Below are 24,752 nucleotides of genomic sequence, written 5' to 3'. Positions count from 1 at the left end.
ACCAAGGATCTTCCGGACCGGGCGGCCCCGCCACTTGAGCCGTTCGGCCGAGAGGCGGGGCGCGCCCGGAAAGCCCGGGTGAAGCTCCGTGAAGCCTGTGCGCCGTCAGAAGTTGATCATGTGCCCGGCCAGGCCGTGCACCGCTTCCTTGACCGCCTCGCCGAGCGTCGGGTGCGCGTGCACGTTGCGGGAGACCTCGTGCACGGTCAGGTCCCACTGCTGGGCCAGGGTCAGCTCGGGAAGGAGCTCGGTGACGTCCGGGCCGATCAGGTGGGCGCCGATGATCTCGCCGTACCGCGCATCGCTGATGATCTTGACGAAGCCGACGGTGTCGCCCAGGCCGTGCGCCTTGCCGTTCGCCATGAACGGGAACTTGGCGACCTTGACGTCGAAGCCCTTCTCCTTGGCCTGCGCCTCGGTCCAGCCGAAGCTGGCGATCTGCGGCTGGGAGTAGGTGGCGCGCGGGATCATCGGGTAGTCGAGTTCCATCGTCTCGGCGCCCGCGAGGGTCTCGGCGGCCACCACGCCCATGGCCTCGGCGGTGTGCGCGAGCATCAGCTTCGCGGTGACATCACCGATGGCGTAGATGTGCGGCACGTTCGTCCGCCCGCGCCCGTCGATGTCGATGGCGCCGCGCTCGGTCAGCGCCACGCCCGCCGCCTCCAGGCCGAAGCCCTCGACGTTCGGCGCGAAGCCGATGGCCTGCAGGACCTTGTCCGCCTCCAGGACCTCCTGCTTGCCGTCCTTGCCCGTCACGGTGACCTTGACCTTGGCGCCGGACTCGTCGATCGACTCGACGCGGGTGGAGGTCTTCACGTCGATGCCGAGCTTGCGGTACTGCTTGGCCAGCTCCGTGGAGACGTCCGCGTCCTCCAGGGGCGCGATGCGGTCGAGGAACTCGACGATCGTGACCTTCACGCCGTAGTTGTGCAGGACGTAGGCGAACTCGATGCCGATGGCGCCCGCGCCCGCGATCACGATGGACTCCGGCACGGAGTCGGCGAGGATCTGCTCCTCGTACGTCACGACCCGCTCGGACCGCTGGGTGCCGGGCAGCAGCTTCGGGGTCGCGCCCGTGGCGATGATGCAGTTCTCGAACGTGATCGTGTCCGTGGAGCCGTCCGACTTGGCGACCTGGAGGGTGTTCGCGTCGAGGAACGTGCCCCGGCCGTCGAACTCGGTGATCTTGTTCTTCTTCATCAGGAAGTGGACGCCCTTGACGCGGCCGTCCGCGACCGTGCGGCTGCGGTTGAACGCCTCGCCGTAGTCGAAGGACACGTTCCCGTCGACCTTGATGCCGTACGTCTTCTGCTCGTGCGTGAACAGGTGGGCCAGCTCGGCGTTGCGCAGCAGCGCCTTGGTCGGGATGCAGCCGACGTTCAGGCAGACACCTCCCCAGTACTTCTCCTCGACGACCGCTACCCGCTTGCCCAGCTGGGCGGCGCGGATGGCGGCCACATAGCCGCCGGGTCCTGCTCCGAGCACGACGACGTCGAAGCGGTCTTCCATGGGGAGGTCCTCTCTGGTGGTACGTATCCGGTGGCACGTATCCGGTGGTGGGTGACTCGCGCACGTCCGATCATGCGCCATTCGGCAGCCCCGCGGGCGGCGGGGTGTCCGATGTCATGCCGCCCGTCCTGCCCCGTTTTCCCAACCACCTCTGGTGGCACGCCCGTTGGTGATCCGTCCCAGGTTCACCCGGTCGTGAGTCACGGGATAGTGTCGCCGTGACAGAGCAGAAACACATGTCCCTGCGGGAGAGGTGGAGAACGCGCTGTGGCGGCAGACGACCAGTCCGAGTTGATGTCCATACCCTTCGACGTGCCGACATCGGCGCGCGCCTACGGCTGGATGCTCGGCGGCAAGGACAACTACGCGGTCGACCGCGAGTTCCTGCTGCGGACGCTGCCCGACTTCCCCGAGTGCGTCGACATCGCCCGCCAGAACCGCGAGTTCCTGTTCCGTGTCGTGCGCCACCTGACCGAGGCGGGCATCCGCCAGTTCATCGACATGGGCTGCGGCCTGCCGACCGACGAGAACGTCCACCAGGTCGCCCGGCGCTTCGCACCGGACACCCGCGTCGTCTACGTGGACGTCGACCCGATCGTTCTCGCGCACGGCAGGGCACTGCTCGCCGACGACTCCACCACCGCCGTCGTCCACGGCGACATGCGTGACCAGGACGCGATCCTCGGGCACCCCGACGTCGTCCGGCTGATCGACTTCGACGAGCCGGTAGCGGTGCTCTTCCTCTCGGTGGTGCACCACCTCACCGACGCCGACGACCCCCGCCACGTGCTGCGCACGATCATCGACAAGGCGGCGCCCGGCAGTTACCTCAGCCTCTCCCAGGTCGTCGCCGACGATCCGGCCCGCGGCGCCGCGATGAGCGCGCACATCTCAGGCGGCGGCGTCCCCTGGCAGACCCGCACCCCGGCGGAGGTCGACGCCCTCCTGGACGGCCTCGAACCCGTCGAACCCGGCCTGGTCAACCTCGTCGACTGGCGCCCCGACGCCGACCAGCCCCCGCTGGCACCGGTCCACGAGGACCTGGCCCCCTACTTGGGCGCCACCGAGCAGAACAAGGGGATCTACGAGTACGGGGGTTTGCTCCGCAAGGCATAGCCATACACAATGGTGTGCATGATCCAGCACCTGACCGCCGCCGTGAGGACCTTCCAGGTCCCGTGGCGCTGTGGGTGCGAGCGATCGGGTCGCTAGCTGCCCGGGGATTCGTCTCCAGCCGTCCGGGGTTCCCGCTCCGTGACGCCACCCGTTCACTCACAACTGAAGGATCACCATGGCCGTGGTTTCCCCTGCCGTCTCACCCGCCTCCTCGCCTGCCCCCACCGGCTCTCCCGCGCTCCGTGACGCCCGCGTACCCGCCGACGGCATGTACGAGGGCCGCCGCACCCTGCGCCGCGTCCCCGAGGGCTGGGAAGAGCGCCCGTACGAACTGATCGACGTCGTCCCCCAGGGGCGTCTCATCGGCGCCGAGATCCGCGGCGTCGACCTCGCTCAGCCGCTCACGCCCGCGCTGCGCGAGGAGCTCAACCGCGCCCTCCTCGAGTGGAAGGTGCTGTTCTTCCGCGGCGCCGGCATCACCTCCGAGCAGCAGCGCGCCTTCGCCCTGAACTGGGGCGAGTTGGAGACCAATCCGCTGCTCGCGCGCGGCTCGGCCGACGACGTCGTCCGGTTCGACAAGGGCGGCAGCGCGACACCCACGTACGAGAACGTCTGGCACGCCGACGTCACCTTCCGCGAGCGCCCCGCGCTCGGCGCGGTCCTGCAACTGCGCGAGGTGCCGCCGGTCGGCGGCGACACGATGTGGGCGGACATGGCTGCCGCGTACGACAACCTCCCCGACGAGGTGAAGGCCCGCATCGAGGACGCCCACGCGGTGCACGACTTCATCCCCGGCTTCGTCCGTTTCTACGGCCCCGAGAAGCTGATCCCGCTCCAGGAGCAGTTCCCGCCGGTCACCCACCCCGTGGTGCGCAGGCACCCGGAGACCGGCCGGAAGATGCTCTTCGTGAACACCTCCTTCACCACGCACATCGTGGGCATGGAGCGGGCCGAGAGCGACCGGCTGCTGAGCTATCTCGTACGGCAGGCGCAGGTCCCGGAGTACCAGGTGCGGTTCCACTGGCAGGCGGGTGACGTCGCCTTCTGGGACAACCGCTCCACCCAGCACTACGCGGTCGACGACTACGCCCCGCAGCGCCGCGTGGCCGAACGCGTCGCGATCGCGGGCGACCGCCCTTACTGAGCAACTTCCTCGGAAGGACCTGACTCCTGATGACAGCCGCAGCGCGCTTCCCGTTGACGCCCGAGCCGATCCACGTCCCCGACGCGGTGCTCGACGACCTCAGGGCGCGGCTGCGGCTGACGAGGTGGCCCGACGACGTGGGCAACGACGACGGCTATTACGGCGTCCGCCGCGGCTACCTCCAGGAGTTGGCCGAGTACTGGCTCGACGGCTACGACTGGCGCAAGGCCGAAGCGGCCATCAACTCCTATGAGCACTACCGGGTGCGGGTCGACGGCGTGCCCGTGCATTTCATGCGCAGGCCCGGCGTCGGCCCGGCCCCCACCCCGCTGATCCTCACGCACGGCTGGCCCTGGACCTTCTGGCACTGGTCCAAGGTCGTCGACCGGCTCGCCGATCCGGCCGCGTTCGGCGGGGACCCGGCCGACGCATTCGACGTCATCGTCCCTTCTCTCCCCGGCTTCGGCTTCTCCGCGCCGCTGCCGGACCACCCCGACATGAACTTCTGGAAGGTGGCCGACCTCTGGCACACCTTGATGACCGACACGCTCGGCCACGAGAAGTACGCCGCCGCGGGGTGTGACGTCGGCGCCCTCGTCACCGGCCAGCTCGGCCACAAGTACGCGGACGCACTGCACGGCATCCACATCGGCTCCGGCCAGAAGCTCACCATGTTCAACGGCGACCGGGGCTGGGACCTCAGCGGCGGTCAGCCCTTCCCGGAAGGTCTGCCGGAGCCCGCGCACCGCCAACTGCTGTCTCTGGAGAAGCGCTTCGCCGCGCACCTGGCCGTGCACGTCCTCGGGCCGAGCACCCTGTCCTTCGGGCTGAGCGACTCACCGGTCGGCCTGCTCGCCTGGATCCTGGAACGCTGGGACCGATGGAGCGACAACGGAGGCGACGTGGAGAGCGTCTTCTCCAAGGACGATCTCCTCACCCACGCCATGATCTTCTGGGTGAACAACACCATCGGTACGTCGGTGCGTTACTACGCCAACAACAACCGCTACCCCTGGACGCCCTCCCACGACCGGCAGCCGGTCATCGAGGCCCCCACCGGCATCACCTTCGTCGCCCACGAGAACCCGCCCGGCGTCACCACCCCCGAGCAGCGCGTCGAGAGCTGGCTCGCCGGTGACCGGGCCGACTGGTACCACCACGTGAACCTCACCGCGCACAAGAGCGGCGGTCACTTCATCCCGTGGGAGCTTCCCGACGGCTGGGTGAGCGACCTGCGCCGCACCTTCCGCGGCCGACGCTGAGCAGGGTGCGGACGGTGTCCTCGCTCAACGCCCAAGCGTCCGCTGCCACTTGACCTCGCCGTCCTGCCATTCGTCCGTGGGGGCGAGCCCCGCGGCGCCGGCGACGGCGGCCGATGCCCGGTGGTCCGGGTGGACGTGGGCGATGACGGCATGCACGGCCGGGTTCTCGGCCAGCAGGCCGACGAGGGCGCGGGCCGCTTCCACGGCGATGCCCCGCCCCTGCCAGGGAGTTCCCACCACCCAGGCGATCTCCGCGACCAGCTCGCCATCGGCGCCGGCGGGTACCACCGTCGCCTGCACGGTCCCGACGAGGCACTTCTCGTCGCGCAGGCGCAGCACCCAGTTGCACCAGGAGACCGCGGGATCGGGGGACCCGGCGGTCATCCGCCGGTAGCGGGCACGCAGCGCCCGCGCATCGTCGGGAGAGCCGCCGATGAAGGTGTGCAGCGCCGGATCGGAGAGGACCACGGCCATCTCGTCGGCGTGCTCGACCCGCAGAGGTACGAGGTCGAGGCGGGCGGTGCTGATTTCCTGGGCGTGGACCGTGGGCATGCGTCACCCTAACCGGGAGGCAGGCCCCTCCTGTCGGCGGCCGAGCAGGAACGCACGCTCGGCCGCGTTCTCGGTGTGGCTGAGGGCGGCGTCGTACGCGGCGTTCGCCTCCTCGGTGCGGCCCAGGCGCCGGAGCAGGTCGGCGCGGACGGCGTGAAAGACGTGATATCCGTCGAGGTCCAGGCCGTCGAGGAGGGGCAACGCCTCGGCGGGGCCCTTGACTTCGGCGACGGCCACGGCGCGGTTGAGGGCCGCGACCGGGCTCGGGGCGACGGCCAGGAGCTGGTCGTACAGCTGGAGGATCTGGCCCCAGTCGGTGGCGGCCGCGGTCGTCGCGTCGCTGTGCACGGCGTTGATCGCGGCCTGGATCTGGTACGGCCCGGGCCGGCCGCGGCGCAGACAGCGGCGTACGAGGTCCTGGCCCTCGGCGATCAGGGCGCGGTCCCATCGGCCGCGGTCCTGGTCGGCGAGGAGGACGAGCGCGCCGTCGGCGGTGGTCCTGGCCGTCCGCCGCGACTCGGAGAGCAGCATCAGCGCGAGCAGGCCCAGGGCCTCCGGCTCGTCCGGCATCAGCTCGGCCAGGAGTCGTCCCAGGCGGATGGCCTCCGCGCAGAGGTCGTCGCGGACGAGTGCTTCTCCCGCGCCGGCCGTGTGCCCTTCGTTGAAGATGAGGTAGAGGACGGCCAGGACCGCGCGGAGCCGTTCCGGCAGGTCCGCGTCGCCGGGGATGCGGTACGGGATGTGCGCGTCGCGGATCTTGCCCTTGGCCCGCACGATCCGCTGGGCCATCGTCGGCTCCGGCACCAGGAAGGCGCGGGCGATCTCCGTGGTGGTGAGACCGCCCAGGAGGCGCAGCGTGAGGGCCACGCGTGCCGCGGGGGCGAGCGCCGGATGGCAGCAGGTGAAGATCAGACGCAGTCGGTCGTCGCGCACGGGTCCCTCCTGGGCCGGTGCCTCGTGGGCGTGCAGCAGGGCGGCCTGGGCGTGCCGGTCCTCGCGGGACGCCTCGCGGCGCAGGCGGTCGATGGCACGGTTGCGGGCGGTGGTGATGATCCAGCCGGCGGGGCTCGGGGGCAGACCGGTGGAGGGCCACCGCTGTGCCGCCGTGGTGAACGCCTCCTGGACCGCCTCCTCGGCGATGTCGATGTCGCCGAGGACGCGGACCAGTACGGCCACCGCGCGCCCGTACTCCGCACGGAAGACCTGCTCGATGACCTCCGATGTGACCTCCGATGTGACCTCCGGGGGACCCGAGGTCACCGGCAGGTTCCGGACTGCAGCGGCCTGACCTCGACGGGCAGGGTGATGGCGCGGGCCACCTTGGCGCCCCAGGCGAGCGCCTCGTCCAGATCGGCCGCCCGGATGACGGTGAAGCCGCCCAGGTGCTCCTTGCCCTCCACGTACGGGCCGTCGGTCGTGAGCACCTCGCTGTCCTTCAGGCGCAGCACGGTCGCGGTGCTCGGCGGGAAGAGGCCCCCGGCGAACACCCAGGCGCCCGCCTCCCTGAGCTCGGCGTTCACCGCCTCGACGTCACGCATGATCGGCTCGAGGATCGCCGGCTCCGGCACGCCGCCGTCGGGCTGGTAGACGCTGATCAAGTACTGGTTCATGGCTGTCTCTCCCTCGGAGTGGCGGATCGCCCGTGACCGGCCGCTGCCGGCCTCTCACTGTCCATACGAACGGCGATCGGCCGGATCGACATGCCGAGGGAAAACTTTTCCGGCGACATTTCGTGAGGGGATTCTCAGCGATCGGTGATGATCGCGTCGAGGTGCCGCAGCGCCGCCGTCACCCGCGCCGGGTCGTCGAAGAACGGGTCGTCGGGGACGGGCAGCGACCCCGCGAGGGCGAGCCCGCGGCCCCGCGCCCACATCGCGTCGTCCGCGGGCACCGCGTCGCGGAACGCGCCGCGCGCCTCGTCCGGCAGGAACAGCCAGGCGGGCAGCAGGTCGACCGCCGGGTCGCCCACGGCGAGTGTCCCGAAGTCGATGACGGCACTCAGACGCCCTTCGACCGCCAGGAGATTGCCGGTCGCGAGGTCGCCGTGGACCCAGACCGGCGGCCCGTCCCACGCGGGAGCCGCGAGCGCCGCCTCCCACACGGCGGTCACCGCGTCCGTGTCGACGAGTCCCGCCACCTTCAGCTTCGCGATCTTGGCGCGGACGAGGGAGTCGGCGAACAGGGAGTCGCACTCGGTGCCCACCCGTTCCCCGCGGAAGGCGTTGCTGAGCCGGGGGCCCGGGCCGCCCGTGGGGTCGATGCCCCGCAGAGCGGTGACGAACCCGGCCAGGTCCGCGGCCGCCCGGAGCGGATCGGCCAGGGAGTCGGTGGTCGCGGTGTCGCCCTCCAGCCATCGGTAGACGGACCAGGGGAAGGGGTAGCCCTCGCCGGGCTCACCCTTGCCGAGCGGTGCGGAGACGGGGAGCGGCAGTTGCGGGGCGAGCCACGGCAGCCAGCGCTGTTCCGCCTCCACCTGTCCGACCCAGCGGTGGTAGCGCGGCAGCCGTACGGACATGTCGTCGCCGAGCCGGTAGGTCGCGTTGTCCATGCCGGATCGCGGGACCGGCATGATCGGCAGGTCTGCCCAGCGGGGGAACTGCGCCGCAAGCAGCCGGCGGACCAGGTCCGTGTCGATGTGCGGGTCGCGGTCGGCCTCGGGGCCGGCCTCGAGGTCCCGCGTGCTGTCACGGTCTTCGGGTCCGCCTGCCGTCATGAGGGCAACTCCCTGCCATGGAAAGCGCCTTGGACGTCGCTCGGGGCGGCGTCCAAGGCGCGGTCGTGAAGGACGAGGCCTCATCCCACCGTCAGGGGCGAGGCCGCGTCCACCCAATTACCGTCGCGTGCACGGCAGGTGGGGCTCAGAACGTGAAGGCCGCGCCCTCCGCGAGGCTCGCCCGCATCTCGCAGCCGTTGCCGAAGGTCGTGCTCCAGGCGACGCGCTTGCCCTGCCAAACGCCGTCGACGGTGACCACGACGGGCTGCCACTCCTTCGTGCAGAACGCGGCGGGTGACGTGCTGACCAGCTGGCCGAACTCGCCGTTCACGGCGCGCAGTTCGGCGCACGCGGCGGAGGCCGAGGGGTGGGTGCCCGAGGCCTTGGGCGCGCAGTTCAGCGTCACGGCGCGTTGCATGGTCGCGGTGTCCGCCTCTTCGCCCTGGCCGACGGCGAGGACCAGTGACGAGGGCGCGAGGAGGCCGGAGCCGGCCGCCTTCGGCTGGGCCTGTGCCGTGCCAGAGGTTCCGGACATCACGCAGGCGGCCACGACAGCGGTGGCGCCCACCGTCTTGAGGAAGAAACGCACGTCAACTCTCCTTTGATGCGGGTGTGGTCCTGGTTGCTGACGGGAGTCTTGCCGGTGCGGAGAGTGAGTACCAAATGCATGGTCGATTTCCGGATGCATGTGTCCGCTGAGCGGTCGCCGGACGACTGTTCGGGCAGCTCAGGGCGGGCGGCGAGAGTGCGCAGAGAGGCCTCGCACGTGTCCAACATATGGACCGGAAGCGATGGTGCAAGCAAGAACAACTGCCTGACCTGCGAAAACAGTTGTTTTGATTTTCTACCGGAATCGAGGGTCGACCGGAAAGCATCGGTGCTATGGGTACGGGGCGCGGTTCGGGCCGACCGCGCCCCGGCCTACCCCTCAGCCCAGCCTGACCGTGATCCGCTGCGTGGCCCCCTTCGTCCCGCTGAGATCCCCGAAGGTCAGCTTCAGGGACGCACCCGTCACCGCAGAGGTGACCGTGGCGGGCTTGGCCGTCACCGCGGCCACGGCGCGACTCCAGGTCAAGGTCAAAGAGGTCTGCGCGCGCATCGGATCGCTGACGCAGACGATTGCGGTGCCGTCGCTCTTCTCGCTGATCTGCACGGAGCAGGGGGCGCTCGCGGTGAGCTTGCCGACCGTGCCGCCGAACCAGAAGTTGACCCCGGTGAAGCCGAGTGAAGGCACGGAAACTCCCTGCTGGCTGTCGGAGTTGGCGAGGATCTGGAGCCATCCGGTGGTCGCCGACCGGGCCGCCGTCTGTGCCGCGCTCGCGCCCGGCATCAGCATGTAGGCGTACGTGCCGTTCGTCGGGGCGGTGCCGTGGTCGACGTACATCGTGAGGTACTTGCGGGCGATCGCGGTCGTCGCGCCGCCCTTGTTGATGTCGCTCCACCTGCCGGTGCGCTCCTCGCGCAGCACCTTCACCGTCGCGCCGCCCGGGAAGACATAGCCGCCGTGGCCCCCGATGTGCGCCCACTTGGCGCCGGTGAGCGTCGCCGACCAGGGGGACGCGGTCGGCTTGGCGGTACCGTCCACCTGGAAGGAGGTGGTGCCCGTCGGGCCGAGGTTGCGGTTCTCGACGGCCGTCTCGACCGCCGCGCCGTCCGTGCAGGCGATGCCCGCGCCCAGGCAGACGATCGCGTCGTCCAGGCAGAACCACGACTTCTTCGCACGCAGGGTGCTCTGCAGGCCCTTCAAGTACTGCCCGATGGCGGCGCGTTGCCCGTCACTGGCCCCGCCCACCCACTTCACGTCCGGCAGGGACGCGCCCCAGTCGCCGCCCGCCGCATCCGCGAGCGCCTTGCGAGAGGCCGTGATGCCGGGCAGCCGGTACGGGTCGACGGTGGGCCAGAAGGCGTCGCTGTACTGCCCGTTGGCATAGCTGTCGCCCCACCAATAGAGCATGCCGGAGCCGGTGTGCCAGCCGCGCAGGTTCTCGCCGTTGCCCGTCTCGTAGTACGTGATGCGGGGATCGGCCATGCTGATCGACGCGGCCCAGCCGGGGCGCCGGTGCGTGGCGCGGGCCATGTTCGGGAAGAGGCGGTGGCCGGTGGGCTCGGCGAGGGCGGCCACCGACGTGTCGTCCTCGACGCCCTGCAGTCGGGCCAGACTTGTCAGCCCGAGTGAGGCGTCGCTCAGCGGCGGGCTGTAGTAGTCGCGCCGCATCCAGCCCTTGACCAGGCCGCGCCAGCGCGCGTTCTCGGCGGCGCTCGCGCCCTGACCGAGGAGCACCACGGCCGACATGATGGGGTGGCCGCGCCGGTGGTCGTCCGCCTGGATCTTCTTGGTGTCGGACGCGGAGAGGCCGCGGCTGATGGCGCGGCCCGCCACTCCGTCCATGACGAGGCCGTTGTAGATGAACGGCGCCCACGCCTTCTCCACGGCGTCGAAGACGATCTGCTTCTTGGCGTCCGTGACCTCCCAACCGGAGCCCCGCAGCAGCGAGAAGAGCATGCCGAGGCCGCCCAGCATCACCGATCCGTACGAGCCCGTGTAGGGCACGGTGGTGTGCTGGATGAACGAGCCGTCGGTGTAGAGGCCGTCGCCGGTCGTCACGTAGGGGAAGACGGGGGAGAGCGCGTCCCTGGCCAGCGCGATCTTCGCGGCGCCGGCGCCGACGACCCCGCGCAGCGCGAGCACGCGGCACAGGTCGACGCGGTTCGCCCCGGTGCTCGTCCCGGTGTAGCTGCCCACCGCGGAGTCGGGCACGAAGTGGTCCACGGCCTTGCAGTAGTTGCTCACCTGGGTCGCCGTCAGGTGGTCGTACATCAGCACGCAGACGTCGAGGAGGGCCTGTGGGGCGCCTATCTGCCAGCTGTACCAGTTGCCGAAGCGCGCCTGGTTCTCGTTGTAGACCCCGGCGTAGAGATGATCGAGGCCCTGGAGGACGGCGGCCCTGAGGCTCGCGTCGCCGGTCAGGCCCGTGCCCTCCTGCCGGTAGGCCTGGGCCATGGTGCTGAGCCTGCTGTAACCGGTTACCACGTTGGCCGAGTATCCGTACGACTCCTGGTCGGTGTCCGGATCGGGGTCGGCGTAGGAGATGTCCGGCCACAGGGAGCCCGTGGCGGGGGTCATGGTGTCGCGCAGTTCCCGCGCGGTGGCGCCGAGTTCGGCGAGGCGGCTCTTGAAGGGCTCGGCCGTCGGGGAGAAGCCCTCACCGAGGAGGAGGGTGCGCCACCTGGTGCGCAGCGCCTCGTAGGCGTCCGCCTGCTCCGCCGCTGCCGCCTCGTCGGCGGGCAGCCCCGAGGCCGTCAGGGCGAGCGCGGAGCCACCGGTGGTGAGCAGGAAGGCGCGACGGGACCAAGGAGAGTGCATGGGTTCTCCGGTGGTGAGGGGGGGGGAGGGCGACGGAAGAGGCGCGAGGGCTGCGAGAAGAGCAAGCGCTTTCTAGCATGGGTCCGGGCCGCTGCTCAATGGGTCGCGCAACGCGCTGTAGCGTCAGGGGCATGAGCGATCACGCAGTGGTGGATGTGGGCGACGTACGCCTGGCCTATCGGACCTGGGGCGACTCGTACGGAGCGCCCGTCGTGCTGCTGCACGGGCTCGGCGGTTCGTCGGCGAGCTGGGAGAAGGTCGGGCAGGCGCTCGGCCAGGAATGGCGGGTGTACGCGCTCGATCTGCGCGGGCACGGGGAGAGCGACTGGCCGGACGAGTACACGGTCGAGCTGATGCGGGACGACGTGCTCGGCTTCCTCGACGAGCTCTCCCTCGACCGGGTGGGCGTCGTGGGCCACTCCATGGGCGGCGTCGTGGCCTACCTGCTCGCCCAGGACCACCCGGACCGCGTCGAGCGCCTCGTCCTGGAGGAGACGCCGCCGCCTTACCCGCGCGACTATGTCGAGACCCCGCGCCCCGACGGCGCCATCGACTACGACTGGCCCGTGTCTCCCGCGATCCGCGCCCAGATCTTCGATCCCGACCCGGAATGGGCCGAACGCCTCGGCGAGATCGTCGCGCCGACGCTGATCGTGGCGGGCGGCCCGGACAGCAGCATGCCGCAGGAGCGCGTCCCCGACATGGCGGCCGCGATCCCCGACTCCCGGGTGATCTCGATTCCGGTCGGGCACCGGGTGCACGAGGAGAGCCCGCAGCAGTTCGCGGAGCAGGTCAGCGAGTTCTTCACCAGCTGACCGGGAAACGCCTCGGTCCTGTGGGCTACACCGGCCGGGGTCGCGACTGGTGGAGGCGGGTGTAGTAGCGGCCCTCCGCCTCCAGGCCCGTGGGATCGTCACCGGCCTTGAGCACCTGGTCCACCGCGCTGCTCATCTCGGAGATGTCGGTGAACATCCGCTGCGGGTAGGTCCGTTCGGGATCGGTGTCGGTGGCCAGACCGTGTGCGTCCAGGGTCGCGAGGATGTCCCGGAAGGGCACCGTCCGCAGGACGAACGCGCTCACCCACACCGGGACGCGGGTCGCGTCCAGGAGCGCGTCGAAGGTGCGGTGGGTGATGTAGCCGATGCCTCCGGTGACCGTGATCAGGCCGACGCGCCCCATGGCGTCGCGCAGCCCGTCGCTGGGCGGGTGACGCTCCAGGTTCTCGGCATGGGCCTCGTCGAGCAGCCCCACCTCCAGGGCGTAACGCGTGGCGTTGCCGGCGGTGTCGAGACCGATGACCGGGACGGCGCCGGTGCGCCGCCGCGAGGCGTAGAACTCCTTGTCGGCCTCCACGAGCTCGCCCCGGGTGAGGGCCGCGGTCTCGGCGCTGGTGTAGTGCGCGTACAGGTCGCCGAGCGTGAGGTCGTGGTTGAGCAGCGCGGCGTTGATCCCGTATGAGCAGCAGAGGTCGAGGACCGTGACGGGGAGACGGGTGCCGCGCACCGCCGACCGCTGGGCCAGCGTGCGCCGGAAGACGCCCTGGGCCTGCTGCGGTATCTCGTACCGCAAGGGCGCCAGGGTGCGGAAGTACGCGCGGGGGTCGGGCTGGTCGTAGATCTCGTCGAACCGGGTCTTGCCTGCCGCGGTGGTGGTCCGGGCACCGGTCATGAGGCATGCCTCCTGCTCGTTGCTGGTGCCTATGCCGCCTCCGTTCGTCCCGGTTCCGGGGCCGCCGCCGCCGGGGCCGTGTCCGTGGCCGGTGATGCGGTCGGCAGCGCCTGCGTCTGCTGGGCCTTCTCCAGGAAGCGCAGTAGTTCCACGGGGAAGGGCAGGACGAGGGTGGAGTTCTTCTCGGCGGCGACGGCCACCACGGTCTGGAGCAGCCGCAGTTGCAGGGCCGCGGGTTCCTCCGACATCTCATGTGCCGCCTGGGCCAGCTTCTTGGAGGCCTGCAGCTCCGCGTCCGCGTTGATCACGCGGGCCCGCCGCTCGCGGTCGGCCTCGGCCTGCCGGGCCATGGAGCGCTTCATCGTCTCCGGCAGCGACACGTCCTTGATCTCGACCCGGTCGATCTGCACGCCCCAGCCCATGGCGGGGGAGTCGATCATCAGCTCAAGGCCCTGGTTGAGTTTTTCGCGGTTGGAGAGCAGATCGTCCAGATCGCTCTTGCCGATGATCGAACGCAGCGACGTCTGCGCCATCTGCGAGACCGCGAAGCGGTAGTCCTCGACCTTGATCACCGCGTCCGCCGCGTCGATCACCTTGAAGTAGATGACCGCGTCCACACGCACGGTCACGTTGTCCCGGGTGATGCCGTCCTGCGCCGGGACCGGCATCGTCACGATCTGCATGTTCACCTTGTTCAGGCGGTCGACACCGGGAACGATCATGGTGAATCCCGGCTGGCGGACCTCCTCCCGCAGCCGTCCGAGGCGGAACACCACGCCCCGCTCGTACTGCTTGACCACGCGGGCCGCCGACGCCACGTACATGAACCCGGCAGCCGCGACCGCGGCCCCTGCCGTGAGCAGCTCTTCGACCATGACGACCCCCCTTCTTCCGAGTCGCCCGTCTCATTACCAAGATATGCCCCGGTTTGTCCGGGGTCGAGCCCCGGCCGTTCCGCCGCTGACTAGGGTGGGGACGGTGTTCACCTCCCAGGGACCCACACTCCGCGAACTGGCCGTGCAGGCTCTCTCCTCCATCGAGGACGGCTACGACCTGCTGGCCCCCAAGTTCGACCACACCCCTTTCCGCACGCCCGACCGGATGCTGCACGCCGTCGCGGACACCCTGGGGCGTCTCGGGCCGTTCGACGCGGGGCTCGATGTCTGCTGCGGCACCGGAGCGGGCGTCGAGACGCTGCTGCCGCTGTGCCGGGAACGGGTGACCGGCGTCGACTTCAGCTCGGGGATGCTGACCGAGGCGCGGGCGGCCGTGGTCCCGCGGCAAGGCGGGCCCGCCGTGGACTGGGTGCGGGCCGACGCCCGCGCTCTGCCCTTCGTCGACGTCTTCGACCTGGCGGTCAGCTTCGGGGCGTTCGGGCACTTTCTGCCCGCCGAGCGGCCGAAGCTGTTCGCGGAGGTCTGCGGGGCGCTGCGGCCCGGCGGGGTCTTCGCCTTCCCGATCGGCGCGCCGCCGCCGCCGACCTCGCCGCTGTACTGGGCACTGCTCGGCTTCGACGGCGTGATGCGGGTGCGCAACCTCCTGTGGCGGCCGCCGTTCGTCATGTACTACAGGACCTTCCCGCTGCGGGGTGTGCTCGAGGACCTGATCGGGGCGGGCTTCACGATGCGGTTGCACCCGCTGGAGGAGTTCGGGCGCCGCGCCGACGGCAGCCCCCACTGGTGCCTCGTCGAGGCACGCAAGGTCTGAGTGTCCGGCGGTGGTCGCCGGTCGGCGTCACTGGAACGCCCTGCGATACGCCTGCGGGCTGACTCCGGCGACCCGCTTGAAGCGGTCGCGGAACGCGGTGGGCGAACCGAAGCCGACCTGGACGGCGATGCGCTCGACGGAGTGCCCCGTCGATTCGAGCAGGTGCTGGGCCTGCCGGATGCGTGCGCGGTGCAGCCACTGCAGCGGCGTGCTGCCCGTCTGCTCCCGGAAGCGGCGCAGCAGGGTACGGGTGCTCATGCCCGCCCGGCCCGCGATGTCCTCCAGGGTGAGCTCACGGCCGGCGTTCTCCTCCAGCCAGCGCAGGAGCGGCTCCAGCTCGGAGCCCTGCGGTGTGGGCGGGGCCTCCGGGACGATGAACTGGGCCTGGCCGCCCTCGCGTTCCAGGGGCATCACCGACAGCCGGGCGGCGTCCGCCGCGACGGCTGAGCCGTAGTCCCTGCGGATCATGTGCAGGCACAGGTCGAGCCCGGCGGCGGCACCGGCGGAGGTCAGGATCTGCCCGTTGTCGACGTAGAGCACGTCCGGGTCGACGTCGATGTCGGGATGCCGTCCGGCGAGTTCGGCCGCGGCCGCCCAGTGCGTGGTGGCGCGCAGCCCGGAGAGCAGGCCGGCCGCGGCGAGCGTGAAGGTGCCCGCGCAGATCGAGGCGATCCGCGTCCCGTCGGCGGCCGCGTCCCGCAGCGCGTCGAGCGCCGCGCCGGGGAGGGGCCGGGACAGGTCGGCGCTGCCGGGCACGATGATCGTGTCCGCGTCCGCGAGCCCCTCCAGACCCCAGGGCGCCCGGAGGGTGAACAGACCGGCGTCGGTCTCGGGCGCGACGGCGCAGACCCGCACCCGGTAGCCGGGTCGCCCGCCGGGCAGACGGGTGCGGCCGAAGACCTCGATGGGGGTGGACAGGTCGAACGGGATGACGGTGTCCAGCGCCAGGACGGCCACGGTATGCATGGCGGCAACGTACGTCAGAGTCAGGATCCCGCCAAGCGTGTGCACGGGGGACCGAGGCCTCTTGGCCGCCCATGAACTGGCCCGGCATCCGATGGCGGTATCTCTGCGAAGCCTGTCACTAATGCCACTGTTCGGCGGCGGGGACGCTGACTAATCTCGGCGAGCGGGTCCCGATCGGGGCCGTGTGACCACCCCGTTCTTCGAATCCCGAGGGCCCGTAGTGACCAAGTTCTTCCTGACGCTGCATGTGCTGGCCGCCATCCTCGCGGTCGGCCCGGTCACCGTCGCCGCCAGCATGTTCCCCGCGGCCCTGCGGCGCGCCCAGGCCGACCCGCGGGACGAGGCCGCCCTCGCCTCGCTGCGGCTGCTGCAGCGCATCTGCTCGGTGTACGCGTTCGTCGGCGTCGCCGTCCCCGTCACCGGCCTCGTGACCGCGCAGAGCCTGGGCGTGCTCGGCAGCGCCTGGCTGATCGCCTCGATCATCCTCACGATGGCGGCGGCCGTGGTGCTCATCGTGCTCGTCCTGCCCCGCCAGGAGGCGGCGCTCGAAGCGGTGGCCGGAGCAGGGCAGGGCAGCGAGGGCGCGGACGGTCAACTCGCGGAGAGGGCGGGCGTGGTGGCCGTGGGGGAGCGCACCAGCTCTCAACTCGCCATGTATACCGGCATTTTCAACCTCCTCTGGGCCACCGTCACCGTCCTCATGATCATCAGGCCGGGTTCCACGACCGGCGCCTGATCCCGCCCGACGAACGCCAACTTCGTGCGGCGGCCCCAGTGGTACTGGAGCTTCAACCGCGAAGCCGGGGGCACACGGACTTCCGTCAACCTCTGACCGGGTTGCATGGAAGGAGACAAGAAGTGCACCCAGATACGTCGGTCGAGCTCGCCAAGATGTGGGCGTCACGCGGAGGGGCGACGATGTTCGTCATCGTGTTCGTCGTCTTCGCGATAGCCCTCGTGGCTCTGCTGATGCGGGGCAAGAACCGCCGATGAGCGGGTGTCGCCCCGCTGTCGGGCGGGCGAGGGCGATCAGAGGAAGTGGAAGCCGGGCCGCGGGTGCATCAGGAAATCGTGGTGCGAGATGTTCCACGCGTACGCGCCCGCCATCGCGAACACCACCCGGTCTCCGGCTCGCAGTCCCGGCACCAAGACCTGCCGGGACAGGACGTCCTTCGGGGTGCACAACTGGCCCGCGAACGTCACCCGGTCCTGTCGCGCCTCGGACCGGGGCCAGGGATGGGGCCACGGCCCGGCCGCCGGGAGGACGGTGCACGGCTGGTCGTGGCCCTTGGCCGCCGGGGTGCGCAGATGGTGGGTGCCGCCGCGCACCACCGCGAACTCCTCGCCGTGGCTGCGCTTCACGTCCAGGACCTCGGTGGCGTACCAGCCGCAGTACGCGGTCAGTGCCCGCCCCGGCTCGATGCGGAGCGTGAGGCCGGGGTGCGCCGCGCAGAGCCGGGCGAGGCCGTGCCCGTACGCGGCCCAGTCGAAGCGCGCGCCGGGGTCGGTGTAGTCGACGTTCATTCCGCCGCCGACGTTCACCTCTGTGAGGCGGATGCCGTGACGTGCGGCAAGGGCCTGCGACCACGTCACGATGGACTCGGCGACGGCGAGCTGTCGCGGTGCGTCGAGTCCGCTGGCCAAGTGGGCGTGTACGCCAAGGAGATGAAGCTGGGGGAGGCTTCCGTCGGTGAACAGGGAGAGCGCGGGGTCCGCCTCGGTCGGGTCGAGGCCGAAGGGCGTGGGGCGTCCCCCCATCGCGAGGGCGCTGCCCTCAAGAGACGCGGCGTCGAGGCCGAGATTGAACCGGAGCAGGACGCCCACGCGGGTGTGCGGCGCCACGCGGGCGGCGATCGAGGCCAGCATCCGCAGCTCGTAGAGGCTCTCGACGTGGAAGCGTGCCACGCCGAGCTCCAAGGCGGCGGTGATCTCGTCCGGCGTCTTGCCGGGGCCGCCGAAGGCCAGTGGCCGATCGGCCACCGCCTTGGCCACGTGGGCGAGTTCGCCGCCCGACGACACCTCGTAGCCGTCGACGTGCGGGCCGATGGCGGTCAGGATCTCCGGCTCGGGGTTGGCCTTGGCGGCGTAGTACAGCTCGACCTGCCGGGGGAGCGCGGCGCGCACCGCGGCGACATGGGCGTCGAGTGCCGACAAGTCGTAGAGATACGCCGGGAGTTCCTCGGCAGCGAGGCCGAGGGCACGCTCACGTACGGCGGTGGTGGGGGCGGCGGTCATCCGGCGGTGCTCCAAGGTGCGTCGGTACGGGTGCCCAGGTCCCGGACGTGCTCGGCGAGCGGGAAGGGTGAGGCGAGTCGGACATAGCCCGCGTCCCGGTCGGCCTTGCGCTCCCAGCGGGTGAGCAGGTTGGCCTTGGCGGGCAGCGGCACCCCGGCGAGCAGGGCACTGAGCCGTGGCGGGCAGCCGTGCGCGTCCGCGAACTCCCGCACGACTGCGCGGACTTGGGACCAGAGCGCGGGTTCGGTCTGCGGATGGAGGTCGGCGATCGCGGCGAGCAGCTCGGCGACGTGGTTCACCAGGAGGCAGTACACGACGCGGTCCCAGCCGCGCTGCGCGTCGTACGTCATCGGCCCCGCGACCTCCGGCGGGAGCGCGGCCAGGGTCCGTGCGTGCCGCTCGGGGATCAGCTTGGTGCCCTCCAGGTCGCGGAAGAGCACCTGCGCGGGCATGCCGTCGCCGTCGACGCAGACCAGGACGTTCTGCAGATGCGGTTCGAGCACCAGGCCGTGGTCGAAGTACGCGGCGAGCACCGGAGGCAGCAGAAGCCGGAGGTACGTCCGCCACCAGTCGAGCGCCCGCTGCGGACCCGCGCCCGCCAGGAGGCGGGAGATGTGACCGGGGCCCGTCGGGTACTCGTCCGCGACGGCCGCGGCGAGCAGCGGCGTCGTCCCCGGAAGGAGCCGACCGGCCAGCCCTTCGCGGACGATGACACCGAAGCCCTCCAGAAGGGCGAGGTCGGTACGCCCGTCGGGCCCGCGGAGCGCCAGGCTGCGGTAGGCAGGCTCACGCAGTACCGCGCTGCCGGGGAAGCGGGCGGTCAGATCGTCCAGGGCGCCTTCGAGTACGCGGGTGAGCGCGACGGCGCCGGACAGCTCGTAACTGGCGTTCTTGCGAAGGCAGTTGGTGATGCGGACGTTCAGGCTGAACTTCAGGAAGGTGTCGCCGTCGTACAGCGTGCGCACGGATGCGGTGGCCGCGAAGGGGGAGCCGGCGGGCCCCAGATCGATGATGTCCTCGCGGGCGAGGGCGGCGCGCAGCCCCGGGTGCTCCCGCAGCAGGTCGTACTGCCAGGGGTGGACCGGGAGCAGCCGGTAGCCCTCGGGCACCGGCCCGAGGAGGTCGAGCGGTGCCGTGGCGCCCGGCCGCGCCGACTCCTCGGCGACGAGGTGGTCCCGTACGGCGAGATGGCGCAGCGGGAAGGAAGCCGCGGTCTCGGGGGCGTACGCGGACCAGTCGGCGAGGTCGCCGCCGCGGGCCTTGGGGGTGGGGTGGAAGCGGTGGCCGAACAGCAGGGACTGCTCGGAGGCGAGGTAGTCCGCGAGCCACTTCGGCTCCGCCTTCGTCGCCTTGGGAGCTGTGTCCGTCGCGGCGGTCGTCCCCGTGCCGGGCGTCGGGCGGGCGGCGGCGATGGCGGCGCTGACCCCTTCATGGCTGGAGGCGATCTGCTCCAGGAACTCCTCGTTGCTCACCCCTGTCCGCAGCGAGAGCTCGGCATGCGTGTACTCGGCGAGGCGAGGCCAGTCCACCTCGACCCAGGTGCCGTCCCGCTGCTCGGACACCGGGCCGGTGAAGCGGTGAGCGCCCAGGAGGGAGGTGCGGCGCAGCGCGACACGCAGGAGGACCCCGCGGCGCGGCAGCCGGAGCAGGAGATCGCCGTCGACCACGGCGGTCTGGCGCTCGGGGCCGGAGACTTCGCGCAGCAGGCAGTTGAGGAGAGTGTGCGCCACGGCTTGGTCGGCGCTGGGCAGCCGGGTGGGCGCGGCACCGGCGACGGTGACGGGGGCACAGGCGATGAGGGCGGCGGGCGGGGCGGATGTGGCGGAGGGGGCGGCGAACGTGCCGGTCGGCAAGGACATCAACGGCTCCAGCGGATGCGGGGCGAGCGGCGGAACAGGGCGGGAAGAGTGGCGTCGGCCAAGGCTGCCAGGGCGGTCGCGGTGCCGGTCAGGAGGGGCACGGGCAGGCCGATGAGGCTGTTGGCGGCCGCTGCCACGGGACCGGCGGCGACCGCGCTGCCTATGGAGCCGGGCTCGTGGCAGGCGGCGATGGCGTCGACGTGAGCGGATGATGCGGCGGCCATCACGAAAGCCCCGTGTTCACCAGGTAGTTGGGCCCGGTCGTGTAGTGCTTGTTGATGTCGGCGGCTCCGGAACGTTCTTTGGAGAGCAGAGTGCCCGCGGTGACCATCGCCTTGACGGGCAGCTCCGGCGCGTCCAGGACGTGGGACCGCAGGAGGGCGCCCGGTTCGCCGGGCCCGAGCCTTTCGACGGCCTCGGCGAGCCGCTCGCGCACGAGCCCGAGCAGCCGCCGCAGCGGGGCGCGGCTTTGCCGGGCGAGCCCGAAAGCGTAGGCGCCGGCGCAGAGGTGGAGGGTGATGGTGGTGAACACGTCGAGAACGGGCAGATCACCGTCGACGAAGATGCGCGCGTCATCGAACTCATCGGCATACGAAGCCTGTTGGCCCATGACGTCACGCAGTCGGGCGAGGTTGATGCGGGGCCCGTCGTTGTCCTTGAAGAGCAGCCGCAATCGGGTACGGCGGCCCACACTGGCACCCGCATCCGCGGGGTGGTGGTCAAGGACCAGCGAGATGTTCTGCTGGTGCGACTCCAGGGCGATCCCGTGGGCGAAGAGGGTGGTCTGCCAGTCGAAGAGGAGGGCGAGCGTGGCGTCCAGGAGAGCGAGGGGATCACCGCCGTAGAAACGGTCGGCGAGATGGTCGACGAGCAGGCGGTCGCCGCCGGGCGTCGGGCACAGGAGCGCGGCCATGGGTACGACGACGGCATCGTCGAGACCGGCGGGGTAGCGGCGCAGCAGCACGGCCAGGAGTTCGTGGCCCGCGTGGGCGAAGCGGGTCTCGTCCGCGTGCAGGACGACACCCTTGAACCGGGGCTCGCGGTCGACGACGGCCTCGATCAGCCGTTGGCCCGCCGCGCCGTCGGTGAGGGTGCCCGGCTTTATGGTGCGCCGATTGCGCAGGCCCAGCGTGGCGGTGGCGAGCGGCAGCTTGAGGTGCCGCGCGGGGTCGGAGGTGAGGGCGACGGTGCGCATGGACAGGGTGGGTACGACGTCGGGCCCGGGCTCGCCGACGAACCGGGCCCGCCCGTCGAGCCCCGCTGCCCGCAGCGCGCCCCGCAGAGTTCCGTCCGCGGTCAAGGGGTGCACGGGCAGCACGAGGTGACTTCCTTCGAGCTCGGGCACGCCCGCCGCGCGAGGAGAGAGCCAGGCGTCGCCGTCACCGCCGACGGTGACGGCATCGCGGGGCAGGGCGAGCTGCCGCAGCGCGAAGGTGGGGTGGAACTCGGGTGCGTACGCCCGCAGTTGAGCGAGACTGAGACCGGAGCGGCCGCGTGAGGTCGGATACACGGGATGGTCCGCGCGCGCGGCGAGAGTGTCGTACCCGAGGCCACCCGCGAGCCCGGTCCAGGCGACGGGATCCGGGCCGTACCGCCCGGAAAGCAGGGACTCCACCTCACCCTTCGTCTCGGCGTGCAGTCGCATGGCGTCGAGCGCCTGCTCGCACTCCACGGCGAACGCGTCGAATCCGCCACGGTCGACGGGGTCGGCGAGGTCACGCAGCGCGGCCAGGATGCTGTCGGCGTAGGGGAGTTGGCGCCCGTCGGACTCCCGACGGAGCAGGGGGAGCCGGGCGGCGTAGGTGGCCTGGAACCCGTCGGCATGGATCGGCATGAGCAGCGCATCGCCGTCAGCGCCCCTCGCCTCGGGCGTCGGCAGCCTCAGCCACAAGCCGTCCGGGCGCCGCACTCCTTCGCTGCGGGTGCGCCAGCCCAGGACATCCTCGCGCAGGAGCGCGCTCAATACGCGTAAGAGGAGCTCTGTCTCGGCCTCGGGCGTCCCGTCAGGCGGTCGGGTCACGGTGTGATCTCCCAGTGGTGCGCGGCGAGGAAGTCGGCCACGGCTCGGTCGACCGCCGCCTGGTCGGTGCCGGTGGCGCGCACCACGCCGAGGAAGTCGCGGTTCGTGCCGTGTAGTTCGTGCCGCTCGCCGATCTCACGCAGGGGGCGGTACGTGAGGTGTACACCGTCCACCGTCACCTCGGTCGCGCGGGGCGCCGCCGTCAGCGTTCCCGCACGCCGGGCGCACGGATAGTCGAGCCGTGCCCGGCCGTCCGTTCGCGCACCCAGGTCGGACGGCAGCGGCTCACCCAGGTGCGTACGGAGGATGTGCTCGAAGAGCGGAATGTCCAGGAGCTGAGCGAGGAGCAGATCGCATTGGTCGCCGATGGCCCGGTAGTTGACCTCGATGAGCCGCGCCCGTCCTTCCGACACCACGAACTCCGTGTGGCAGGCGCCGAACCCCACCCCCAACGCGTCCAGTTGCTGAAGGACCTGAGCCACGACCGGTGCCGGATGCGCGGGGACGAACGCCATCCGTTCCTCTATGAAGTGCGGCGGCGGCGACACTTCCGTACGGAAGCCGCCCAGGACATGCCGGACGCGGCCGTCGCCGAGCGTCTCCAAGGTGCACAACTCCCCCGCGAGGTACTCCTCGACGACCAGCGCGGCACCCGGACGCCGCTCCTGGATCTCCGCGCACCGCCGCACCAACTGCTCCGGGCCCTCGACCAGCACCACGTCCTCGCTCGCCACGCCTTCCCGCGGCTTGACCACGCAGGGGAACGGCACATCGAGCGCGCGGAGTTCGGCCGGGTCCTGGCCGGCGGAAAGCTCCGCGGCCCAGACCGCGTCGGCGCCCTCGGCCGCGAGGTGGCGTCGCATGTGTGCCTTGTCCTTGGTGCGCAGCGCCACCCGCCAGTCCTTGCCGGGCAGCCCGAAGTACTCGGCGGCCAGCGCCGCCTGCGTCTGCAGATGGTCACTGTTGGTGAAGATCGCGCCGGGGGAGTGGTGGGCGGAGATCCGGCTGATGACCGCGCGGAAGTCCCGGACGTCGCACTCCAGGATCTCCGGGGCGGCCGGCCCCTCGCGGAGACGGTGGGCGTCCGGCTGATCGGTGAGGAGGGTGACGTCGAGGCCGAGCCCGCGCGCGGCGGGCAGAAAGCCTTCGGTGACCGAGTCGGTGGGGTTGCGGGCAAGGACGTACAGCCGCATGTGCGAGTCCACTTCCGGGTGCGAGCGGAGGTGCTGTGTGCAAGGGGGAGGAGGGAGAGGCGGGCGCAAGCGTCGAACGGCCCGTCACCCGCCCTACGCGTGCGTCGGTTTCACCGCTGATCCGGCACCCGTCGCCACGGCCACGCTTTTCCCGCGGCTCCGATGAGGGCGACGGGCCCGGCGACCGCCACCGCCGGGCCCGCCAGCACTGCGGCCGCGAAGCGACAGGGCACATCGAGCGTGCCGGCGAGCATCACGGCACGGGTCCAGGAAAGCAACACCATGGCCGATCCGCCGTGTGAAGAGGCTGTCCGGCGGGACGGCCCGAGCGATCTTGGACACGGAGTGAGAGTTTAGGTTAGGTATGCCTAACGATGTCAACTCGCGGTGAGGGGCGCATCACTCACGCCATCGAGGTCCACGGCGCGCCGCTCCCGATGCGGCAAGTTGAAGCAAAATAAGGTAAGCCTTACCTAGTTCACGGTGGCGGGACCGCCGTCGGACGACCGATGGCCCTGCCTTCCAAGGAGTACGAGTGCCGCTCACCGTGGCCCCGGACCTGGCGCCCGACGCCACCGCCCTGAGCCCCGCCGCCCTGCTCGCCGCGACCTACCGGCGGCTCACCGCGCACTGCGGGACGCTCGACGTCGCGGTGGCGCGACCTGACTCGTACGCGGGCCAAGGCTGGGTGACCGGCGCCGAACTGACGTCACATCACGATGCGATGGAGGCCTTCGTCGCGGCGGAGGCCGCACGCATCCGTCGCGGCCACGGCCACACCCCGCGCCCGGACGTCGCCGCGTCCCGCGCCCTGCACGGCTACCTCTGGTCGGTGTCCCTGCTGATGAGCGGTGCCTGGTACCTGGAGCGGCGCGTGCCGCGCATCCGCCCGCAGGACGTACGCGTCCACCTGGAAACCGGTGCCTTCGAGATCGTCCCCGGTTCCTTCGCGTGCTTTCCGGACGATCCGGCGGCCGGGCTCCCCGGGACGCGGGTCCTCGCCGACGAGGAGTCGCTCCGCGTCGAACTGCGCGCCGCCGTCGTCGCCCACATGCAACCGCTGCTCTCCGCCATCGGGCCCCGACTGCGGCGCGGGCAGCGGGCGTTGTGGGGCATGGCGGGGGACGATCTCATCTCCGGGATCTGGTACCTGGGGCGCATGCTCGGCCAGGAGGACGAAGCGCTGCGGGCGGTCGACGCACTGCTCCCCGGACCGGTCGAGCCCTTCCCTGGTGGCGCGGCCTTCCGTCACCTGACGACCCGTGACGGGGAGCGGCATCCGACGCGTACCCGGCTCGGCTGCTGCCTCTACTACACGATCCGTGCCGCCGAGGCGTGCGGCACCTGCCCGCGTGTCTGCGACGCGGAGCGTCTGCGGAGGCTGGAGTCGGAAGCCGGTGGGTGAAACCGTGATAGGGAAGCGGGCGTAACCCCTCGCTCGCGC

23 protein-coding genes are annotated in these 24,752 nt (G+C 71.1%); 8 read left to right on the top strand and 15 right to left on the bottom strand.

Annotated elements, in window-relative coordinates; all coding sequences use genetic code 11:
* Positions 1–105 precede the first annotated feature (105 nt).
* Positions 106–1,509, bottom strand: coding sequence for a dihydrolipoyl dehydrogenase (gene lpdA, locus AB0I66_RS09055; RefSeq protein ID WP_363207105.1), 1,404 nt, complete (start codon positions 1,507–1,509; stop codon positions 106–108).
* 267 nt (positions 1,510–1,776) lie between these two features.
* On the opposite strand from lpdA, the gene AB0I66_RS09050 reads away from it, so the two are divergent.
* The 3 genes from AB0I66_RS09050 (at position 1,777) to AB0I66_RS09040 (ending at position 5,031) form a co-directional block, all read left to right on the top strand.
* Positions 1,777–2,625: an SAM-dependent methyltransferase gene (locus tag AB0I66_RS09050; RefSeq protein WP_363207104.1), complete on the top strand. Its 849-nt coding sequence runs from the start codon at positions 1,777–1,779 to the stop codon at positions 2,623–2,625.
* A 268-nt stretch (positions 2,626–2,893) separates the two neighbouring features.
* On the top strand, positions 2,894–3,769 hold the full coding sequence (locus tag AB0I66_RS09045) for a TauD/TfdA family dioxygenase (RefSeq protein ID WP_363207846.1): 876 nt from the start codon (positions 2,894–2,896) through the stop codon (positions 3,767–3,769).
* A 29-nt stretch (positions 3,770–3,798) separates the two neighbouring features.
* Positions 3,799–5,031, top strand: a complete 1,233-nt coding sequence (locus AB0I66_RS09040; RefSeq protein WP_363207103.1) for an epoxide hydrolase — start codon at positions 3,799–3,801, stop codon at positions 5,029–5,031.
* A 24-nt stretch (positions 5,032–5,055) separates the two neighbouring features.
* On the opposite strand, the gene AB0I66_RS09035 is transcribed toward AB0I66_RS09040, so the two are convergent.
* From AB0I66_RS09035 to AB0I66_RS09010, 6 genes are all read right to left on the bottom strand, one after another.
* Positions 5,056–5,583 carry a GNAT family N-acetyltransferase gene (locus tag AB0I66_RS09035; RefSeq protein ID WP_363207102.1) on the bottom strand — a complete coding sequence of 176 codons (528 nt, stop codon included), beginning with the start codon at positions 5,581–5,583 and terminating at the stop codon, positions 5,056–5,058.
* A 3-nt stretch (positions 5,584–5,586) separates the two neighbouring features.
* Positions 5,587–6,843: an RNA polymerase sigma factor gene (locus AB0I66_RS09030; RefSeq protein ID WP_363207101.1), complete on the bottom strand. Its 1,257-nt coding sequence runs from the start codon at positions 6,841–6,843 to the stop codon at positions 5,587–5,589.
* Entirely contained in the window at positions 6,840–7,193 is a 354-nt protein-coding gene (locus AB0I66_RS09025; RefSeq protein ID WP_363207100.1) for a YciI family protein, read from the bottom strand. Before AB0I66_RS09025 ends, AB0I66_RS09030 begins: the two co-directional genes overlap by 4 nt.
* A 134-nt stretch (positions 7,194–7,327) precedes the next feature.
* Complete coding sequence (locus AB0I66_RS09020) at positions 7,328–8,296, bottom strand: aminoglycoside phosphotransferase family protein (protein ID WP_363207099.1); 969 nt, start codon at positions 8,294–8,296, stop codon at positions 7,328–7,330.
* Positions 8,297–8,441: 145 nt separating this feature from the next.
* A complete protein-coding gene (locus AB0I66_RS09015) occupies positions 8,442–8,885 on the bottom strand; it encodes a subtilase-type protease inhibitor (protein WP_363207098.1) in 444 nt (147 codons plus the stop codon).
* Between the two features lie 339 nt (positions 8,886–9,224).
* Positions 9,225–11,660, bottom strand: a complete 2,436-nt coding sequence (locus AB0I66_RS09010) for a polysaccharide lyase 8 family protein (protein ID WP_363207097.1) — start codon at positions 11,658–11,660, stop codon at positions 9,225–9,227.
* 131 nt (positions 11,661–11,791) lie between these two features.
* Here AB0I66_RS09010 and AB0I66_RS09005 point away from each other — a divergent pair, with 131 nt between their 5' ends.
* Positions 11,792–12,475 (top strand): alpha/beta hydrolase, encoded by a 684-nt coding sequence (locus AB0I66_RS09005; RefSeq protein WP_363207096.1) that lies wholly within the window; start codon positions 11,792–11,794, stop codon positions 12,473–12,475.
* A 25-nt stretch (positions 12,476–12,500) separates the two neighbouring features.
* On the opposite strand, the gene AB0I66_RS09000 is transcribed toward AB0I66_RS09005, so the two are convergent.
* Both AB0I66_RS09000 and AB0I66_RS08995 read right to left on the bottom strand, forming a co-directional pair.
* Positions 12,501–13,328: a hypothetical protein gene (locus tag AB0I66_RS09000; RefSeq protein WP_363207095.1), complete on the bottom strand. Its 828-nt coding sequence runs from the start codon at positions 13,326–13,328 to the stop codon at positions 12,501–12,503.
* A gap of 29 nt (positions 13,329–13,357) precedes the next feature.
* Complete coding sequence (locus AB0I66_RS08995; RefSeq protein ID WP_363207094.1) at positions 13,358–14,203, bottom strand: slipin family protein; 846 nt, start codon at positions 14,201–14,203, stop codon at positions 13,358–13,360.
* Positions 14,204–14,306: 103 nt separating this feature from the next.
* Here AB0I66_RS08995 and AB0I66_RS08990 point away from each other — a divergent pair, with 103 nt between their 5' ends.
* Positions 14,307–15,035: a class I SAM-dependent methyltransferase gene (locus tag AB0I66_RS08990; RefSeq protein ID WP_363207093.1), complete on the top strand. Its 729-nt coding sequence runs from the start codon at positions 14,307–14,309 to the stop codon at positions 15,033–15,035.
* A 27-nt stretch (positions 15,036–15,062) separates the two neighbouring features.
* On the opposite strand, the gene AB0I66_RS08985 is transcribed toward AB0I66_RS08990, so the two are convergent.
* A complete protein-coding gene (locus AB0I66_RS08985) occupies positions 15,063–16,001 on the bottom strand; it encodes a helix-turn-helix domain-containing protein (RefSeq protein ID WP_363207092.1) in 939 nt (312 codons plus the stop codon).
* A 220-nt stretch (positions 16,002–16,221) separates the two neighbouring features.
* On the opposite strand from AB0I66_RS08985, the gene AB0I66_RS08980 reads away from it, so the two are divergent.
* Entirely contained in the window at positions 16,222–16,737 is a 516-nt protein-coding gene (locus tag AB0I66_RS08980; RefSeq protein WP_363207091.1) for a hypothetical protein, read from the top strand.
* A gap of 122 nt (positions 16,738–16,859) precedes the next feature.
* Entirely contained in the window at positions 16,860–16,994 is a 135-nt protein-coding gene (locus AB0I66_RS08975) for a hypothetical protein (RefSeq protein ID WP_363207090.1), read from the top strand.
* Positions 16,995–17,030: 36 nt separating this feature from the next.
* Here AB0I66_RS08975 and AB0I66_RS08970 read toward each other — a convergent pair whose 3' ends face one another.
* From AB0I66_RS08970 to AB0I66_RS08950, 5 genes are read right to left on the bottom strand one after another with little or no spacing between them, the layout of a single operon-like run.
* Positions 17,031–18,236, bottom strand: coding sequence for a type III PLP-dependent enzyme (locus tag AB0I66_RS08970; RefSeq protein WP_363207089.1), 1,206 nt, complete (start codon positions 18,234–18,236; stop codon positions 17,031–17,033).
* On the bottom strand, positions 18,233–20,095 hold the full coding sequence (locus tag AB0I66_RS08965; RefSeq protein WP_363207088.1) for an IucA/IucC family protein: 1,863 nt from the start codon (positions 20,093–20,095) through the stop codon (positions 18,233–18,235). Before AB0I66_RS08965 ends, AB0I66_RS08970 begins: the two co-directional genes overlap by 4 nt.
* Positions 20,095–20,319, bottom strand: a complete 225-nt coding sequence (locus AB0I66_RS08960; protein WP_363207087.1) for a hypothetical protein — start codon at positions 20,317–20,319, stop codon at positions 20,095–20,097. Before AB0I66_RS08960 ends, AB0I66_RS08965 begins: the two co-directional genes overlap by 1 nt.
* Positions 20,319–22,115 (bottom strand): IucA/IucC family siderophore biosynthesis protein, encoded by a 1,797-nt coding sequence (locus tag AB0I66_RS08955; protein WP_363207086.1) that lies wholly within the window; start codon positions 22,113–22,115, stop codon positions 20,319–20,321. The genes AB0I66_RS08960 and AB0I66_RS08955 overlap by 1 nt, the downstream gene beginning before the upstream one ends.
* The gene (locus AB0I66_RS08950; protein ID WP_363207085.1) at positions 22,112–23,308 is read right to left on the bottom strand and encodes an ATP-grasp domain-containing protein; all 1,197 of its coding nucleotides are present in this window, start codon (positions 23,306–23,308) and stop codon (positions 22,112–22,114) included. Before AB0I66_RS08950 ends, AB0I66_RS08955 begins: the two co-directional genes overlap by 4 nt.
* A 535-nt stretch (positions 23,309–23,843) precedes the next feature.
* On the opposite strand from AB0I66_RS08950, the gene AB0I66_RS08945 reads away from it, so the two are divergent.
* Positions 23,844–24,713: a (2Fe-2S)-binding protein gene (locus tag AB0I66_RS08945; RefSeq protein WP_363207084.1), complete on the top strand. Its 870-nt coding sequence runs from the start codon at positions 23,844–23,846 to the stop codon at positions 24,711–24,713.
* The last annotated feature ends 39 nt before the right edge of the window (positions 24,714–24,752 follow it).

The sequence above is a fragment of the Streptomyces sp. NPDC050439 genome, from assembly GCF_040655335.1.
GTDB lineage: Bacteria > Actinomycetota > Actinomycetes > Streptomycetales > Streptomycetaceae > Streptomyces.
Note: the sequence above shows the minus strand (reverse complement) of the source record. Positions and strands in the feature narration are given on the sequence as shown.

What these genes read in the sequence shown, in the direction of transcription:
- lpdA (WP_363207105.1), bottom strand. Translation starts at nt 1,509, where the DNA reads ATGGAAGACCGCTTCGACGTCGTCGTGCTCGGAGCAGGACCCGGCGGC.
- AB0I66_RS09045 (WP_363207846.1), top strand. Translation starts at nt 2,894, where the DNA reads ATGTACGAGGGCCGCCGCACCCTGCGCCGCGTCCCCGAGGGCTGGGAA.
- AB0I66_RS09040 (WP_363207103.1), top strand. Translation starts at nt 3,799, where the DNA reads ATGACAGCCGCAGCGCGCTTCCCGTTGACGCCCGAGCCGATCCACGTC.
- AB0I66_RS09035 (WP_363207102.1), bottom strand. Translation starts at nt 5,583, where the DNA reads ATGCCCACGGTCCACGCCCAGGAAATCAGCACCGCCCGCCTCGACCTC.
- AB0I66_RS09025 (WP_363207100.1), bottom strand. Translation starts at nt 7,193, where the DNA reads ATGAACCAGTACTTGATCAGCGTCTACCAGCCCGACGGCGGCGTGCCG.
- AB0I66_RS09020 (WP_363207099.1), bottom strand. Translation starts at nt 8,296, where the DNA reads ATGACGGCAGGCGGACCCGAAGACCGTGACAGCACGCGGGACCTCGAG.
- AB0I66_RS09010 (WP_363207097.1), bottom strand. Translation starts at nt 11,660, where the DNA reads ATGCACTCTCCTTGGTCCCGTCGCGCCTTCCTGCTCACCACCGGTGGC.
- AB0I66_RS09005 (WP_363207096.1), top strand. Translation starts at nt 11,792, where the DNA reads ATGAGCGATCACGCAGTGGTGGATGTGGGCGACGTACGCCTGGCCTAT.
- AB0I66_RS09000 (WP_363207095.1), bottom strand. Translation starts at nt 13,328, where the DNA reads ATGACCGGTGCCCGGACCACCACCGCGGCAGGCAAGACCCGGTTCGAC.
- AB0I66_RS08995 (WP_363207094.1), bottom strand. Translation starts at nt 14,203, where the DNA reads ATGGTCGAAGAGCTGCTCACGGCAGGGGCCGCGGTCGCGGCTGCCGGG.
- AB0I66_RS08985 (WP_363207092.1), bottom strand. Translation starts at nt 16,001, where the DNA reads ATGCATACCGTGGCCGTCCTGGCGCTGGACACCGTCATCCCGTTCGAC.
- AB0I66_RS08970 (WP_363207089.1), bottom strand. Translation starts at nt 18,236, where the DNA reads ATGACCGCCGCCCCCACCACCGCCGTACGTGAGCGTGCCCTCGGCCTC.
- AB0I66_RS08965 (WP_363207088.1), bottom strand. Translation starts at nt 20,095, where the DNA reads ATGTCCTTGCCGACCGGCACGTTCGCCGCCCCCTCCGCCACATCCGCC.
- AB0I66_RS08960 (WP_363207087.1), bottom strand. Translation starts at nt 20,319, where the DNA reads ATGGCCGCCGCATCATCCGCTCACGTCGACGCCATCGCCGCCTGCCAC.
- AB0I66_RS08950 (WP_363207085.1), bottom strand. Translation starts at nt 23,308, where the DNA reads ATGCGGCTGTACGTCCTTGCCCGCAACCCCACCGACTCGGTCACCGAA.